The following is a 16,485-nucleotide window of genomic DNA, read 5'->3' on the forward strand; positions in this document are numbered from 1 at the left end:
CGGGGCCGGCGCGCGAGCATCGGGACGTGCCTCGTCCTCCTCGCCGCGCGGTCCTCGCCGGGGCCGGTGCCGTCGTCCTCGCCGGTGCCGGCGTCCTCGCGCTCGACGGGTCCCTGCGGACCTCGGTCGAGTCCTCGGCGCGCCGCCGGCTCGGCGTCGGGCAGGTCGACGCGGCCGTCCCCTCCGCCGGTGGGGGCGACCCCGTCTACGCCACGTTCGCCTCGGCGGCCCGCGGCCGCGACGTCACCTGGGGCTGGGCCGCCCCGCCCGGGCACGAGCCCCGGGGACTGCCCGTCCTGCTCGCCCTGCACGGCCGGGGCGTCGACGCGCACGCCGCCTTCACCCAGCTCGGGATGCACGAGTTCCTCGCCGCCCACGTCGCCGCCGGTGGGGCGCCGCTCGCGGTCGTGAGCGTCGACGGCGGTTCGACGTACTGGCACCCCCGCGCCGACGGGGACGACCCCCTCGCGATGCTCACCGGTGAGCTGTGGCCGCGGCTGGGCGCCACCGGGTTCGACCTGTCCCGGTGGGCCGTCGCGGGCTGGTCCATGGGCGGCTTCGGCGCGCTGCTGCTGACCCGGGAGGCCATCGCAGGCCGGTTCGCCCCCGGCGGGACGCTGGTGGCGGCCGCCGCCGGCAGCCCGGCCCTCTTCGCCTCGGCGGGCGCCACGTCGGCGGGGTCCTTCGACGGCCCGGCCGACTGGCAGCGCTACGGCGACCTCGTCGCCGGCCCCGGCACCGGTGGTGTCGCCCTGTCGGTGTCGTGCGGGCGCGACGACCCGTTCCGGGAGCAGACGGAGCGGTACCGGGCCGCGTGCCGGCCGACCCCGCCGGGCAGCCTCGCAGGTGGGATCGGCGACGGCGCCCACACGACGGGCTACTGGCGCAGCCTTGTGCCGGAGTGGTTGCGGCTGGCCGCCGACCGGCTCACCGCGTGACGGTGCCCGAGGGGTCTCAGGGCGACTCGAGCTCTCCGAGGTCGCGGTGGGCCCGGCCCACGGCGTGCACCCGGTCACGGCCGGCGGACCCACGGGCGGCGAGGACCCCCTCGGCCAGGACGGCGGCGGCCGTCATCGCGGCGGCGTAGCTGTCGAAGGCGCCGGGACCGTCGACGGGAACCTCGAACCGGTGCGCGACGGGAGCTGCGGTTGGCCCCGCCGCAGGATCGGTGAACAGCACGAGCGGCACCGCCTGCGCGTGGGCCAGCCGGACCGCGGCCGCGGCGTGCGGGGTCCGGCGCCGGAAGGCGACGAGCACCACCGCGTCCCGCGGACCGAGGTCGGCGAACTCCTCCGCCACCGTCTGCCCCGGCTGCGGGCCGAGCGCCACGTCGGGCCGGGCCTGCAGCAGCTGCTCGCGCAGGTGCAGGGCCACGGGGAAGCTGTTGCGCCACCCCAGGACGAGCACGCGACGGGCCCGGGCGACGAGCCGGGCGCAGGCCTGCAGGTCGACCCGGGCGAGCGCGTCGGCGGTCCGGACCAGGTTCGCGGTGTCGTGCTCGACGTGCAGGGCCGCCGGACCCGCAGGGGTCGCCGGCAGCCCACCCGTGGGCACCCCCCGCGCCCGCAACGATCGGGCCGCCGTCCGCGCCTGGGCGAACGACCCGAACCCCAACCGGCGCACGAAACGGCTCACCGACGCCTTGGAGGCACCGGCCGCGTCGGCGAGCTCGGTCGTGGTCCAGGCGGCGAGGTCGTCGTCGGCGCGGTCGAGGAGCAACTGGGCGATCTGCCGCTCGACGGGGCTGAGCTCGGGCCAGGACCGCTCGATGCGCTCGCGGACCCCTTCCCCGCTCACGGGCGGGTTCACCCGTCCCGGTGCGTGCGGGCCACGTCCAGGACGGCCGCCTCGAACGCGTCGAGCCCGACGGCGACGTCGGCGAGCGTCACCCGCTCGTCGGGGGCGTGGCTGACGCCGTCCTCGCAGCGCACGAAGAGCATCGCGACGGGCGTCACGGCCGCGACCGCCATCGCGTCGTGCCCCGCCCGCGACCACAGGCGCAGGGGTTCGGCGTCCCCCGTGGCGGCGATGCCCGCCGTCACCGAGCGCTGCAGGGCCTCGTCGCAGTAGACCCCGCGCGCGGAGTGCACCTCGGTCAGTTCCACCGTCAGACCCCGTGCGGCGCAGACCTCTTCGGCCGCGGAGCGGATCGCCCCGACCAGGGTGTCCCGGTCGGCGTCGTGCTCGTCGCGCACGTCGAGGGAGAACTCGACGAGTCCGGGCACGACGTTCACCCCGCCCGGGAACGCCTGGAGGCGGCCGACCGTGGCGATGCCGTCGCGCTCCTTCGCCAGGCGTTCGACGGCGAGCACGACCTCCGAGGCGCCCACGAGGGCGTCGCGGCGGCGCGGGTAGGGGGTGCCGCCCGCGTGCCGGGCCTCCCCCACGACCCGGCCGGTGAAGCGACGGGCGCCCGCGATCGAGGTGACGACGCCGAGCGCACGGTCGGCGGCCTCGAGCTGCGGTCCCTGCTCGATGTGGAGTTCGAGGTAGCCGAGGAGTTCCTCGGGCCGGCGGGCAGCCTCACCGATCCGCGCCGGGTCGAGTCCGAACGCCTCGGCCGCCGCACGGACGGTCGTGCCGGACGCGTCCGTGCGGTCCCACCACTCCTCGCGCCAGGCCCCCGCGACGGCGGAACTGCCCATGAGGGCGGTGGCGAACCGGGTGCCCTCCTCGTCGGAGAACGCCACGACCTCCAGCGCGAACGGCAGGTCGACCGCCCGTTCCCCCAGCCGACGGGCGACCTCGATCGCCGACAGGACGCCGAGGATGCCGTCGTAGCGGCCCGCGTCCGGCACGGTGTCGAGGTGGGAGCCCAGGACGAGCGCGGGCAGCCCCGGTTCCCGTCCTTCCCTGCGCCCCCAGAGGTTCCCCGCCTGGTCGGTGCGCGTGGTCAGACCGGCCTCGTCCATCCAGGCCGCGGCGACCTCGTTCACGCGGGCGTGCTCGGCAGAGAGGTGGACCCGCTCGACGCCGGTCGGCGAGGCGGACACCGCAGCGAGTGCGTCGCAGCGGTCCAGGACGCGCCGGGCGTCCACGAGCGCGGTGTCCGAGGTCACCGAGGTCACGCGTAGACCTCCTGCGCCGCAGCGCAGCCCGCGCCGGCCTCGACGCGGGCGCCGTGCCGACGGAGCACCTGCTCGAGGGCGGCGAGCGTCACGAGGACCGCGTCCTTGCGGGCGTTGTAGCCCATCGACCCGATCCGCCAGACGCGGCCGGCGAGCGGGCCGAAGCTCGTGCCGATCTCGATGCCGTAGTCGTTCAGGAGTTCCGCGCGCACGGCCTCGCCGTCCACCCCCGCGGGGATCTCGACGGCGACGACGTTGTGCATCTTGTGCGCGACGTCGCCGAACACCTCCAGGCCCAGGGCCTGCACCCCGGCCAGCACGGCCGCACCGTGCAGCCGGTGCCGGGCGATCGCGGTGTCGAGCCCCTCCTCCAGCAGGAGGCGGGCGCACTCCCGCGCGCCGTAGAGCATCGTCGTGGCCTCGGTGTGGTGGTTGAGGCGCTTCTCGCTCCAGTAGTCCAGGACCATCCCGAGGTCGAAGTAGTTGGACCGGATGCGCGCGGGTGCGGGCGCCGCGTCCTCGTCGTCGGCGCGCAGCCCGGCCTCGACGCTGCGGCGGGCGTCGACGACGGCCACGGCCCGCGGCGACAGCGACAGCGGCGCACTGCCGGAGGGGCCGCCCAGGCACTTCTGCAGGCCGGCCGTCGTGGCGTCGATCTCCCACGCATCCATCTCGAAGGCGTTGCCGCCCAACGAGGCCGTGCAGTCGACGTAGAGCAGGGCGCCGTGCCGGTGGCAGACCTCCCCGACCCCCTCGAGCGGCTGGTTCATCGTCGTCGACGTGTCCCCCTGGACCATCGCGACCAGGTGCGGGCGGACCTCGCGCACGGCCTGCTCGATCGCCTCGAGCGTGAACACCTCGCCCCACGGGACCTCGCGGACGTGGACCTCGGCGCCGCAGCGTTCGGCGATCTCGCGCAGCAGGTGCCCGAACCGCCCGAAGACGGGGACCAGGACGCGGTCGCCGGGGTGGACCAGGGAGACCAGCGCGGCCTCGATGCCGGCGCGGCTCGTGCCGTCGACGAGGACCGTGGCGTCGTTGCGGGTGCGGAACACCTCGCGGTACAGCGCCTGCGTCTCGTTCATGTAGGCCGTCATGGCCGGGTCGTACTGGCCGACGAGCTGCGCCGACATGGCCCGCAGCACCCGCGGGTCGACCGTGATGGGGCCGGGCCCCATGAGCAGGCGCGGCGGCGGCGCGACGGGGGCGCCCACCGCAGTCCGCTCGAGCGTCCGGTCCAGGAGCCCCGAACCGGTCGTCACCTGCACGTCACGCACCTCGCGAGTCATCTGTTCCACGAGGGTCAGTCTATGCAACGATCGTTCCACGACGCCAGACCCGGGAGGCTCCCTTGACCGTCCACCTGCTCCCCTCGACCCCGAGCACCGTGCGTTGGGGCGACCTGCCCTGCGCCGGGGACCGCTCCGTGCTGACGGTCGACCCCGGCGACGTCGTCGTCGTGGACACCGTGAGCCACGAGGGGATCCTCGAGGACCAGGGCCGGGACCCGCTGGCCTTCTTCACGGCCCGCGGCATCGCGGCCGACGCCGTCCTGGCCGACGCCGTGGAGGTGGCCCGGTCCGTCGAGCACGACCCGGCGCGCCACGGACCGCACGTCGTGACCGGGCCGGTCCACGTGCGCGGGGCCCGCCCCGGCGACGTGCTGTCGGTGACGGTGGAGGAGCTCGTGCTGCGCGCCGACTACGGCGTCGTCAGCAACCGGCACGGCCGCGGCGCCCTGCCCGGGGAGTTCCCGCGCGACGGGCAGGACGTCGTCTCGGTCCTCGCCCGCGTCGAGACCGACCCGCGGACCGGGAAGCCCTGCGGGGCCATGCCCGTCGCGCCGAGGTCGGCCGCCAAGGTGCGGTTCCCGCTGCGCCCCTTCCTCGGCCTCGTCGGCGTCGGAACTCCCGGGCCCGAGCACCTGCACTCCGTCCCGCCCGGCATGCACGGCGGGAACCTCGACGTCTCCGTGCTCGGCGTCGGGTCGACGCTGCACCTGCCCGTCCAGGTGGAGGGCGCCCTGTTCCACACGGGCGACCCGCACTACGCCCAGGGCGACGGCGAGGTGGCGCTCACGGCGTTCGAGGCGCCCCTGCGCGCCCGGGTGCGCCTCGACCTCGTGCCCGAGGCCGCCGTCCGCGTGCGCGACGTCCTGTGGGGGGAGACCGCGGAGTTCCTCGTGCCGATCGGCCTCGACGTCGACCTCGACGAGGCCGCGCGCCGCGCCGTGCGGACCGCCGTCGCGCTCCTCGTCGACCTCGGGATGGACCCCGCCCACGCCCTCGCGTACCTCTCGGCGGCCGGCGACTTCGCCTTGTCCCAGGTCGTCGACCGCGTCAGCGGCGTGCACGGGCTGATCCGCAAGGCCGACCTCACCGACCTCACCGACCACCCCCCGGCCTCCGGCCGAGGGGATCGTTGACGCATCCGGCTCACAGGTCGAACCCGAAGACGCTACGAACTCAACCGAGGGAACCCGAGGACAAGGGGCGGGGTGAGCTCGCTGAGGCATCCTGCTCAACCTGTGAGCCGGGTGCTGGAGCCAGCGCGCAGCGCTGGACAACGATCCGAACCGCCGGAGGCGGCGCGGTCGGCGCGGGCCTGGGAACGCGGAACGCCCCGGCCCGCACGAGGGTGCGGGCCGGGGCGTCCCGGTGCTACGTGGTGCTCAGCGCAGGTCGAAGCGGTCGAGCTCCATGACCTTCTGCCACGCCTTGGCGAAGTGCTGCACGAACAGCTCCTTCGCGTCGTCGGCCGAGTAGACCTCGACGATCCCGCGCAGGATCGAGTTCGAGTTGAACACCAGGTCCGCGGCGGTGGCCGTGCGGACGACGTTGCCGTCCGCGTCCAGGCCCTCGTAGACACCCTCGGCCTCGGTGGCGGTCCGCCACTGCACGCCCAGGTCCAGGAGGTTCTTGAAGAAGTCCTGGGACAGGACGCCGGGGGTCTCGGTGAACACACCGTGCTGCGTGCCGCCGGTGTTGGCACCGAGGACCCGCAGGCCGCCGACGAGGAGGGTCATCTCCTTGGCGGTCAGGTCGAGCATCGAGGCGCGCTCGAGGAGCAGCGTCTCGGGCTGCAGCTTGCTGCCCAGGGTGATCCAGTTGCGGAACCCGTCGGCACGCGGTTCGAGCCAGCGGAAGTTCTCGACGTCCGTCTGCTCCTGCGAGGCGTCGGTGCGGCCCGGCGAGAACGGCACGGTGACGGAGACGCCCGCGTCGGCCGCGGCCTTCTCCACGGCGGCCGTCCCCCCGAGGACGATGAGGTCGGCGAGGGAGACCTTCGTGCCGGAGGCCGCCTCGAACTCGCCCTTGACGCGCTCGAGCACGGGCAGGACGTCACCCACCCCCGCGTTGACGGCCCAGCCGATCTGCGGCTCCAGGCGCAGGCGGGCGCCGTTCGCGCCACCGCGCTTGTCGGTGCTGCGGAACGAGGCCGCGGCGGACCAGGCGGTGTGCACCAGCTGGGAGACGCTCAGCCCGGACGACAGCAGACGCTGCTTGAGGTCGGCGATCTCCGCCTCGCCCACGAGCTCGTGGTCGACGGCCGGCGTCGGGTCCTGCCAGATGAGTTCCTCGGCGGGGACGTCCGGGCCGAGGTAGCGGCTGCGGGGACCCATGTCGCGGTGCAGGAGCTTGAACCAGGCGCGGGCGTACTGGTCGGCGAAGTACGCGTGGTCGGCGTGGAACCGCTTCGCGATCTCGTGGTAGGCGGGGTCCGCCATGAGCGCGAGGTCGCTCGTGAGCATCATCGGGGCGTTGCGCTTGCCCTCGATGTGCGCGTCGGGCACGAGGTCGGCGGCGGCCGGGTCCTTCGGCGTCCACTGCTTCGCGCCGGCCGGGCTCGTCGTCAGTTCCCACTCGTACGAGAACATCGTGTCGAAGTAGGTGTTGTCCCACTGCGTGGGCGTCGGGGTCCAGGCGCCCTCGAGACCGCTGGTGATCGTGTCGGCGCCCTTGCCGGTGCCGAACTCGTTCTTCCAGCCCAGGCCGTTGCCGTGGACCGGGCAGCCCTCGGGCTCGGGGCCGACGAGCTCGGCGCTGCCGGCGCCGTGCGTCTTGCCGAACGTGTGGCCACCGGCGACGAGCGCCACGGTCTCCTCGTCGTTCATGCCCATGCGCCCGAACGTCACGCGGATGTCGTGGGCCGAACCCAGCGGGTCCGGCTGGCCCTTCGGGCCCTCGGGGTTCACGTAGATGAGGCCCATGGTGACGGCGGCGAGGTTGCCCTCGTCGAGGTCCAGGGGCTGCTCCTCCTGGTAGCGCTCGTCACCGAGCCAGGTGTCCTCCGCACCCCAGAAGACCTCGGTGGGCTGCCACGTGTCGGCGCGGCCGAAGGCGAACCCGAAGGTCTTCAGGCCCATGTCGTCGTGCGCGACGTTGCCCGCCAGGACCAGCAGGTCGGCCCAGGAGATCTTGCGGCCGTACTTCTGCTTGATCGGCAGCAGCAGGCGACGCGCCTTGTCGAGGTTGGCGTTGTCGGGCCAGCTGTTGAGCGGCGCGAAGCGCTGACCGCCCTCGCCGCCACCCCCGCGGCCGTCGGCGATGCGGTAGGTGCCCGCCGCGTGCCAGGACATCCGGATGAACAGCGGCCCGTAGTGGCCCCAGTCGGCCGGCCACCAGTCCTGGGAGGTGTGCATGACCTCGACGAGGTCGCGCTTGAGCGCCTCGACGTCGAGCGTCGCGAACGCGGCCGCGTAGTCGAAGTCCTCACCCAGCGGGTCGGAGTCCTGCGACGGCTTGTTCAGCACCGACAGGTCGATCTGGTTGGGCCACCAGTCCTGCACGGTCCGCGGGCGGCCCCCCGTGGACGGCGTCGGCGACTTGATCGCCGGGTTCTCGCTCTCGGTGGTCGAGGCGGTCTGGGCCTTGTCCTGGGCCTTGTCCTGGGCCTTGTCGATCTCGGTCACTTCACGCTTCTCTCTGCTGGACGACCGGGTCTGAGGGGTCGGTGGGCTCGGTGGAGGACGCCGAGGCGATCGCGCAGGACCGGCACCGGCCCCAGTAGATGACCTCGGCCTCGTCGACGTCGAAGCCGTCGACGGCCGGCGGGTGCAGGCAGGGCGCCTGCCCCGTGGCGCAGTCGACGTCGCTGATGGAACCGCACACGCGGCACACCAGGTGGTGGTGGTTGTCCTGCACCCGCGCCTCGTAGCGCGCCACCGAACCCTGCGGCTGGATGCGTCGCACCAGCCCGTGGTCGGTCAGGACGCGCAGGACGTCGTACACCGCCTGGTGGGAGACCCCTTCGGCGCGGACCCGGGCGGCGCTGATGAGCGCCTCCGTGTCCCCGTGGGGCAGGGCGTGGACGGCGTCGAGGACGGCGAGGCGCGGTTTGGTGACCCGCAGACCTGCGGCGCGCAACACCCGCTCGAGGTCCTGGGTCGTGGGCACGACGTCATCCTGACCCCCAGGACTTGAACGAGTCAAGACCAGGCTCAGACCAGTCGCATGGCCTCGGTGAGCGTGGCCCGCAGGATCTGCTCCATCTCGTCGAACTCGGCCTGACCGCACGTCAGCGGCGGGGCGACCTGGATGACGGGCTCGCCCCGGTCGTCCGGGCGGCAGTAGAGGCCGTTCCGGAACAGCGCGCCGGGGAGGAACTGCTTGATGAGCGTCTCCCGCTCGGCCGGCCCGAAGGTCTCCTTCGTCGCCTTGTCCTTGACGAGCTCGACCGCCCAGAAGTACCCGTCACCGCGGACGTCGCCGACGATGTCGAGGTCGAGCAGCTTGCGCATCGTGTCGCCGAGGGCCTGCTCGTTGTCCAGGACGTTCTGGTTGAGCCCCTCGCGCTCGAAGATGTCGAGGTTGGCCAGGGAGACGGCGGCCGAGACGGGGTGCCCCGCGAACGTGTAGCCGTGCGGGAAGAAGTTCTTGCCCTGCAGGAACGGCTCCATGATGCGGTCGGTCGCGATCATCGCGCCGATGGGCCCGTACCCCGAGCTCATGCCCTTGGCGCACGTGATGATGTCGGGCTGGTAGCCGAACTTCTCCGCCGCGAACATCGTCCCGTGCCGGCCGAAGCCGCAGATGACCTCGTCGGAGACGAGGAGGACGTCGTGCCGGTCGCAGATCTCCCGCACGCGCTGGAAGTAGCCGGGCGGCGGGGTGAAGCAGCCGCCGGAGTTCTGCACGGGTTCGAGCACGACGGCCGCGACGGTGTCGGGGCCCTCGAAGAGGATGGCCTCCTCGATGCGGTCGGCGGCCCAGCGGCCGAACGCGACCGGGTCGGTCGGCGCCCCCATGCGCTCGGCGCGGTAGATGTTCGTGTTCGGCACCCGGAACCCGCCGGGCGTCAGCGGTTCGAACGCCTGCTTCATGGCCGGGAGCCCCGTGATCGCGAGCGCCCCCTGCGGGGTCCCGTGGTAGGCCGTGGCCCGCGAGACCACCTTGTGCTTCAGGGGCTTGCCGGTGAGCTTGAAGAACTGCTTGGCCACCTTCCAGGCGCTCTCGACGGCCTCGCCGCCCCCGGTGGTGAAGAAGACGCGGTTGAGGTCGCCGGGTGCGTACCCCGCGATGCGGTCGGCGAGTTCGACGGCCGGTTCGGTGGCGTAGCCCCAGACGGGGAAGAACGCGAGTTCGCGGGCCTGCTTCGCCATGACCTCGGCGAGCTCCTCGCGGCCGTGCCCGACCTGGACGACGAACAACCCGGACAGGCCGTCGAGCACCTCGTGGCCCTGGTCGTCCCAGATGCGGGCACCCTTGCCCTTGACGATGACGGGCGCGGGCTTGTCCTGGTAGGCCCCCATGCGGGCGAAGTGCATCCACAGGTGGTCGCGCGCGGCCCGGGTGAGGTCGGAGGCCCCGGTGCCCACCACGGTCTGCTCGGTCACGGTCATGTCCGGTCCTCCTCGGCTCACCTGTCCGCCTCGCGGCGCCCACCGGCCGGACGGGCGTCCCGCCGATCCTCCCACCCTGGCCCCCGAGCACGTCGAGGACCAGCGACGGAACGTCGGCGCAGAACGCCGGGGGCCGACGGACCGTCGTAGGCTCCCCGCGTGCTGACCGTGGCGGACGTCCTCGCCCTGCCCGTGCTCGCGGCCGGGGAACCCCGGGTCCGCGCGGGGCAGGAGCGGCTCGAGGTGGCCGTCCGCTGGGTGCACGTCACCGAGCAGGTCGACGTCGCGGGTCTGCTGGGCGGCGGGGAGCTCCTGTTGACGACCGGGATGGGGTGGGGCGCAACGGACTTCGACACCGACGGGTACGTGGGATCGCTCGTGGAGGCGGGGGTGGTGGGCGTCGTCGTCGAACTGACCGAGCACCTCGGGCAGGTGCCGTCGGCGCTGGTGCGGGCCGCCCGCTCCGCGCAGCTCCCCCTGGTCGAGCTGCACCGCGTCGTCCGCTTCGTCGAGGTGACCGAACAGGTCCACGGGCGCCTCCTGCACGACCAGTACGACCGGCTCCGCTTCGCCGACCGCGTGCACGCGACGTTCGCCTCCCTCGGCCTCGTCGGGACGCACGAGCAGGAGGTGCTCGACCGCACCGCGGGGTTGCTCGGTGGACCCGTCGTCCTGGAGGACCTGGCCCACCGCGTCGTGGCGCACGTCCCGCAGCCGGTGGGCACGGCCGAGCTGCTCGTCGACTGGTCGCGGCGCTCCCGGCGCGGTCCGCAGACCCAGGGGTGGGTGGTCGTGGCGGCCGGGGCCCCCGGGCAGCGGTGGGGCCGGCTCGTCGCGCCGGGTCCGCTCTCGGCACCGGACCCGCTGCTCGTGCTCGAACGGGCGGCGGAGGCCCTGACGGTCGTGCGGCTGCTCTCGGGCGGCTCGACCGACGGGGAGGACCTCGCGCGCAGGGCGCACGACGACCTCGTCCGCGACCTCCTACGCGCCCGCCGGGACGACGAACCGGCGCTGCGGCAACGGTTGCGGGCCCTGGGCCTCAGTCCGCGCAGCGGGTTCGCGGCGGCCGCCGTCCTCGGGGTGGACCGGGCCGAGGTCTCCGCGGCCCTCGCCCGCCGGCGGTCGGCGGGTCTGACCGGGGTGCTCGGTCGCGGCGACGACCCCGCAGGACCCGTCGTGGGGGTCCTCCTCGTGGGGGCGCCCCGGGTCGTGGGCACGGCGCTGGACCGGCTCGCGACCGACCTGCCGGCGGTGGCCACCCTCGCCGCCGCGGAACCCGTCGCCGACCTCCACGCCACCCGCGAGGGGTTCGCCGAGGCGCGGCACGTCGCCGAGGTCGCCGCCGCCTCACCGCACCGGACGCCCGGGCGGGTCCACCGCACGAGCGACCTCGGCGTGCGCGGCCTGCTGTGGCGGCTGCGCGGCGACGCGCGCCTGACGGCCTTCGCCGAGGCGCAGCTCGCGCCGCTCTTCGAGACCCCCGACGACCTGGCCCTGCTCACGGACTACCTGCAGGTCAACGGGTCGATGACCCGGCTCGCAGAGCGCTTGCACCTGTCCCGGCCCGCGACGTACGGCCGGGTCGACCGGCTCGCGCGACGGCTGGGCCGCGACCTGGAGGACCCCGAGACGCGCCTCGGGCTCCACCTGGCGCTGCTCAGCCTGCCGGGACCACCACCCCGGGACGTGTGAGCAGCTCCCCCGCCGGGACCTGCGGGTCCACCTCGGCACCGCGCCGCCACGTCGACCGGACGGCCCCGGTGAGCGTCCGGCCCGCGTAGGGGGAGACGGGGTTGCGGTGCTGCAGCGCCGCGGGGTCCACGACCCACTCCTCCTCCGGCGCGAAGACCGCGAAGTCGGCGACGCACCCGGCGGCGAGCCGGCCGCGGTCGGTGAGCCCGACGAGGTCGGCCGTCGCCGTCGCCATCCAGCCCACGACGGTGGCCAGCGGGACACCGCGGGCGCGCGCCGCGGTCCACACGACGGGCAGCCCGAGCTGCACCGACGCGATGCCGCCCCACGCCGCGCCGAAGTCCCCCTCGTCGAGCCGCTTCAGCTCGGCCGTGCACGGCGAGTGGTCCGAGACGACGCAGTCGACCGTCCCGTCGAGCAACCCCCGCCACAACGTCTCCTGCTCGGCGCGGTCGCGGATGGGCGGGCAGCACTTGAACGTCGTGTCGCCGTCGGGCACCTCGTCGGCGACGAGGGCCAGGTAGTGCGGGCACGTCTCGACGGTGATGCGGGTGCCGACGGCCTTGGCCGCCCGGACCTCGGCCAGCCCCGCCGCGGAGGACAGGTGGACGACGTGCACCCGGGCGCCGGTACGCGCGGCCGCCTCGGCGACGGTCCGGATCGCCGACGCCTCCGCCGACGGGGGCCGGGAGGCGACGAACTCCGCGAACGAGCGACCACCCGCGTGTGGGGTGAGTTCCTCGCCGTCCTCGGCGTGGACGAGGAGCAGGCCGTCGATGCGCGCGAGTTCGGCCAGGGCGTCGCGCAACCCCGTGGCGTCGAGCGGCGGGAACTCGGGGACCCCGGAGTCGAGGAGGAAGCACTTGACGCCGAACACCCCGGCGTCGTGCAGCGGGGCGAGCTGGTCGGCGTTGCCCGGGACGGCCCCGCCCCAGAACCCGACGTCGACGACGCACTGACCCTGCGCCGCAGCGCGCTTGACCGCCAGCGCGGCGGGGTCGACCGTCGCGGGGATGCTGTTGAGCGGCATGTCGACGATCGTCGTGACCCCACCGGCCGCGGCGGCCCGCGTCGCGGACGCGAACCCCTCCCACTCGGTCCGGCCGGGTTCGTTGACGTGGACGTGCGGGTCCACGAGTCCGGGCAGGAGCACCTCGTCGGCGGCGAGGACGACCTCGCGGAAGGGCGGGGTCCACGCGTGGTCCCGTTCCCGCACGTCGACGATCCGGCCGTCGGCGATCCCCAGCGAGACCGAGCGTTCGGTCCCGTCCACCACCGCGCGCTCCGCGCGCACCACCAGGTCAACCACCGATCGCTCCTCCGCCGTCCTGGACTGCTCGCCACACCCGGTCCGCCGACATCGGCAGCGAGCGCAACCGTACGCCGACAGCGTCACGCACGGCGTTGGCCAGCGCGGCCGCGACCGGGTTGTAGGGCGCCTCGCTCATCGACTTCGCGCCCAGCGGTCCGACGGTGTCGTACGTGTCGGCGAACAGGACCTCGGTGTCGGGCACGTCGTCGAGGCGGGGCACGTAGTACTCGCGCAGCGAACCCGTGGGGCTCGACCCGTCCGGGTCGACGCGCACCTCCTCGAACAGCGCCGACCCGACCGCCTGGGCGACCCCGCCCTCCACCTGCCCCCGCAGCTGGGCGGGGTTGAGGACCGTGCCCGCGTCGACGGCCTGCACCGAACGCAGGACCCGCACCAACCCCGTGCCGACCTCGACGGCGACGCGGAAACCCTGGACGGTGAAGGCCACCGAACGGACCGCGGCGTCGTCCCCCGCCTCGGCGGCCGGGCCGGACCCCGTGCGGCGCAGGGCCTCGGCGTGGACGTCGGCGAGCGCGACGTGCGCGCCCCCGGCGACGGCCGACCCCGGCCGCAGTTCCACCGCCTCGACGCCGACGCCGAGGAGGTCCGCGGCGAACACCCGCACCTGCCCCGCCACGTCGAGGCACGCGCGGTGCAGCGCCTTGCCCGCGACGACCGACCCGGCCGACCCGAACGCACCCGTGTCGTGCCGCACGGCGTCGGTGTCGGCGGCGTGCAGGTGGAGGCGGTCGACGCTGGACCCGAGCGCCGCCACCGCGAGCTGGTGCAGCACCGTCGCCGTGCCGTTGCCGAACTCCGCCGTGCCGACCCGCAGGTCCCAGTCGCCGTCCGGGCGCAACGCGACGACCGCGTCGGCGAAGTGGCCCCGCGGCGGGGTCGTGGCGATCATCGCGACCGCCATCCCCTCCCCCGTCCGCCACCCCGGGCCGGGACCGGCCCCGCGGTCGCGGGCCAGCGCCGATTCGACGAGGTCGAGGCACTGGTCGAGACCGTAGCTGCCGTAGCGCAACCCGTCGTCGCCCTCGGTGCCGTCCGCGGGCAGCGAGGTCGCGACGAACGGGTCGCCGGGCACGACGACGTTGCGGCGGCGCAGCTCGAACGGGTCCATCCGCAGTTCCCGGGCCAGGTCGTCCAGGGCCGATTCGAGCGCGAACACCACCTGACCGAGGCCGTACCCGCGGAACGCCCCGGACGGCAGGGTGTGCGTGTAGACGGCGCGCGCGTCCACGCGCTTGTTGGCACAGCGGTACGTCGCCACGCTCTCGTGGCAGGAGTGGAACATCACGCCCGGGGAGTGGTTCCCGTACGCGCCGGCGTCGGACAGGACGTCGACGGCCAGCGCCGTGAGGGTCCCGTCGGCCCGGGCGCCCAGGCGCACCCCCACCCGGAACGGGTGCCGGGTCGGCAGGTGCCGCAACGTGTCCTCGCGGGTGGTCTCGTGGACGACGGGCCGACCCAGGCGCAGCACCGCGAGGCCGACGAGGTCCTCCACGAGCATCTCCTGCTTGCCGCCGAAACCCCCGCCGACGCGGGCGGCGACGACCCGGACCTCCTGGCGCGGCAGCCCGAGCACGCGGGCGAGCTCGTCGCGGACGAGGAACGGCACCTGCGTGCTGCTGCGGACGACGAGCCGCCCGTCCTCGTCGCGCCAGGCGACGGCCGCGTGGGTCTCCAGCGCCACGTGCGAGACGCGCGCGGTGCGCCACGTGCCGGACACCGTGACGTCGGCCGCGGCGAGCGCCGCCTCGACGTCGCCCACCCCGCCGTGCAGTTCCGCGACGAGGTTGCGCTGCGGGTCGGCGATGCGGGACGCCGCGCCGTCCTTGTCGCCGTGCACGAGCGGCGCGCCGGGCTCGAGCGCGCTCTCGGGGTCCAGGACCGCGGGGAGCACCTCGTACTCCACCACGAGGCGCCGCACCCCCTCCTCGGCCGTGGCGAGGTCGTCGGCGACGACGGCGGCCACCCGCTGGCCGTGGTACCGCAGCACCCGGTCCAGGACGAGCGTGTCGTCGGGGTCGTCCAGGCGGTTCTCGTGCCGCCCGGTGGAGAACAACGTCGCGGGGACGTCGTCGTGGGTGAGGACGAGCCGGACACCCGGGAGCGCCTGCGCCGCCGACGTGTCGATGCGCGTCACCCGGGCGTGCGCGTGCGGGCTGCGCAGCAGCGCCAGGTGCAGGGTCCCGACGGGCAGCTCGTCCAGGGTGAACGGTTCGGTGCCCGTGACGACGCGGCGCGCGGCCGGCGCGGTGACGGAACTCCCCACCGTCCCGGTCCCCTCGACGGCGCTCTCCCCGGTGCCCGTGACGGCCTCGCGGATCGCGCGGTACCCCGTGCAGCGGCACAGGTTCCCCTTGAGGTGCTCGGCGAGGTCCCCGTGCTGCTCGGGCGTCAGGGAGGAGGCCGTCACGACCATCCCGGCCGTGCAGAACCCGCACTGGAACCCGGCGGCGTCGACGAACCGCTGCTGGACGTCACCGAGCCGCTCGGGGGTCCCGAGCCCGGCGACGGTCGTCACCTCACGGCCCGCGGCGCGCAGGGCGGGGTACAGGCAGGAGTGGACCGGTGCGGCGTCCACGAGGACGGTGCACGCGCCGCAGTCGCCGGAGTCGCAGCCCTTCTTCACCTCGACGTGGGTGTTCTCGCGCAGCAGGGTGCGCAGGCACTGACCCGGACGCGGGTCGACCTCGCGCGGGGTCCCGTTGACGGTGAGCTTCACGGCGCTGCCACCCCCAGTTCCTCGACGACCTCACCGGCGAACCGCAGCGTCGTCGCGCGCCGCCAGTCCGGTGCCCCGTGGACGTCGTCGAACCACCCGCCGGCGACGACCTCCTCGACGTCGGCGACGGCCTGCGACGGGGCGGGGACCGCGGCGTAGCGCAGCACGTGCGGTCGCGGGGTGGACGCGGTGACGGCGAGGACGAAACCCCCGTCGGGATCCCGGCGGCCCACGACGAGCGTCGCCGAGCGGCCGAGCCGGGCCAGCGAGGCCCGGCGGAACGCGGTCGTCCCCCGCAGCGCGGTGGCGGGCAGGTGCACCGAGCGCAGCACCTCCCCCGGGGCCAGGACGGTCGCGCGGTCCCCCGTGACGAACTCCTGCACCGGCACCCGGCGCACCCCGCCGTCGGCCGCCCACAGCTCCGCGACGCCGTCGAGGGCGACGGCGAGCGACGTCACGGCCCCGGCCGGCAGGGCCGTGCAGACGTTCCCGCCGACCGTCGCCACCGACCGCACCTTGAACGAGGCCAGCAGGGCGCGCACGCACTGCCGCACGAGCGGTCGCGCCCGCCAGTCGGCCGGGAACGGCACGGACTCCAGGGCCGCCACCGGACAGGTCGCCGCGAGCTCCAGTCCGGCGTCGGTCACGGTGAACGGTTCCCAGCCCAGCGTCGTGAGGTCGACGAGGGTGCGCAGGTGCGGTTGCGGCACGGAGAACAACCACGTGCCGCCGGCGAGGACGGCCGTCGCGGGGTTCCCGTCGTGCGCGCGCCGCAGCGCGGCGGCGTCGGTGACGGGAAGGAACTCCGCCACGGTGTTCAGGTCCACGGGGGCAC

At 74.6% G+C, this 16,485-nt stretch carries 12 protein-coding genes; 3 read left to right on the top strand and 9 right to left on the bottom strand.

Annotated elements, in window-relative coordinates; translation table 11 throughout:
- The first annotated feature begins 26 nt into the window (after nt 1-26).
- Nucleotides 27-938 carry a hypothetical protein gene (locus tag AB0637_RS17825; protein ID WP_366173921.1) on the top strand — a complete coding sequence of 304 codons (912 nt, stop codon included), beginning with the start codon at nt 27-29 and terminating at the stop codon, nt 936-938.
- A gap of 16 nt (nt 939-954) precedes the next feature.
- Here the strand turns inward: AB0637_RS17825 and AB0637_RS17830 are convergent, their stop codons facing one another.
- Genes AB0637_RS17830 through AB0637_RS17840 form a run of 3 tightly spaced genes read right to left on the bottom strand, consistent with a single transcriptional unit; the run spans nt 955 to nt 4,246 of the window.
- Entirely contained in the window at nt 955-1,797 is an 843-nt protein-coding gene (locus AB0637_RS17830) for a MurR/RpiR family transcriptional regulator (RefSeq protein WP_366173922.1), read from the bottom strand.
- Between the two features lie 8 nt (nt 1,798-1,805).
- Entirely contained in the window at nt 1,806-3,059 is a 1,254-nt protein-coding gene (locus tag AB0637_RS17835) for an allantoate amidohydrolase (protein WP_366173979.1), read from the bottom strand.
- Between the two features lie 5 nt (nt 3,060-3,064).
- Nucleotides 3,065-4,246 (bottom strand): alanine--glyoxylate aminotransferase family protein, encoded by a 1,182-nt coding sequence (locus tag AB0637_RS17840; protein WP_366173980.1) that lies wholly within the window; start codon nt 4,244-4,246, stop codon nt 3,065-3,067.
- 173 nt (nt 4,247-4,419) lie between these two features.
- Here AB0637_RS17840 and AB0637_RS17845 point away from each other — a divergent pair, with 173 nt between their 5' ends.
- Entirely contained in the window at nt 4,420-5,493 is a 1,074-nt protein-coding gene (locus tag AB0637_RS17845) for an acetamidase/formamidase family protein (protein WP_366173924.1), read from the top strand.
- Nucleotides 5,494-5,739: 246 nt separating this feature from the next.
- Here the strand turns inward: AB0637_RS17845 and katG are convergent, their stop codons facing one another.
- From katG to AB0637_RS17860, 3 genes are read right to left on the bottom strand one after another with little or no spacing between them, the layout of a single operon-like run.
- A complete protein-coding gene (katG, locus tag AB0637_RS17850) occupies nt 5,740-7,980 on the bottom strand; it encodes a catalase/peroxidase HPI (RefSeq protein WP_366173926.1) in 2,241 nt (746 codons plus the stop codon).
- Between the two features lies 1 nt (nt 7,981).
- A complete protein-coding gene (locus tag AB0637_RS17855) occupies nt 7,982-8,464 on the bottom strand; it encodes a Fur family transcriptional regulator (protein ID WP_366173927.1) in 483 nt (160 codons plus the stop codon).
- A gap of 44 nt (nt 8,465-8,508) precedes the next feature.
- Entirely contained in the window at nt 8,509-9,909 is a 1,401-nt protein-coding gene (locus AB0637_RS17860; protein ID WP_366173928.1) for an aspartate aminotransferase family protein, read from the bottom strand.
- A gap of 159 nt (nt 9,910-10,068) precedes the next feature.
- Here AB0637_RS17860 and AB0637_RS17865 point away from each other — a divergent pair, with 159 nt between their 5' ends.
- On the top strand, nt 10,069-11,601 hold the full coding sequence (locus tag AB0637_RS17865; RefSeq protein WP_366173929.1) for a PucR family transcriptional regulator ligand-binding domain-containing protein: 1,533 nt from the start codon (nt 10,069-10,071) through the stop codon (nt 11,599-11,601).
- On the opposite strand, the gene allB is transcribed toward AB0637_RS17865, so the two are convergent.
- From allB to AB0637_RS17880, 3 genes are read right to left on the bottom strand one after another with little or no spacing between them, the layout of a single operon-like run.
- Nucleotides 11,567-12,910 carry an allantoinase AllB gene (allB, locus tag AB0637_RS17870; protein ID WP_366173931.1) on the bottom strand — a complete coding sequence of 448 codons (1,344 nt, stop codon included), beginning with the start codon at nt 12,908-12,910 and terminating at the stop codon, nt 11,567-11,569. The genes AB0637_RS17865 and allB overlap by 35 nt on opposite strands.
- On the bottom strand, nt 12,903-15,650 hold the full coding sequence (locus AB0637_RS17875) for a molybdopterin cofactor-binding domain-containing protein (protein ID WP_366173933.1): 2,748 nt from the start codon (nt 15,648-15,650) through the stop codon (nt 12,903-12,905). Before AB0637_RS17875 ends, allB begins: the two co-directional genes overlap by 8 nt.
- Complete coding sequence (locus tag AB0637_RS17880) at nt 15,647-16,477, bottom strand: FAD binding domain-containing protein (RefSeq protein WP_366173935.1); 831 nt, start codon at nt 16,475-16,477, stop codon at nt 15,647-15,649. The genes AB0637_RS17875 and AB0637_RS17880 overlap by 4 nt, the downstream gene beginning before the upstream one ends.
- Nucleotides 16,478-16,485 lie beyond the last annotated feature (8 nt).

The organism is Kineococcus sp. NPDC059986 (assembly GCF_040702905.1).
Taxonomy (GTDB): domain Bacteria; phylum Actinomycetota; class Actinomycetes; order Actinomycetales; family Kineococcaceae; genus Kineococcus.

What these genes read in the sequence shown, in the direction of transcription:
- AB0637_RS17840 (WP_366173980.1), bottom strand. Translation starts at nt 4,246, where the DNA reads ATGGGGCCCGGCCCCATCACGGTCGACCCGCGGGTGCTGCGGGCCATG.
- AB0637_RS17860 (WP_366173928.1), bottom strand. Translation starts at nt 9,909, where the DNA reads ATGACCGTGACCGAGCAGACCGTGGTGGGCACCGGGGCCTCCGACCTC.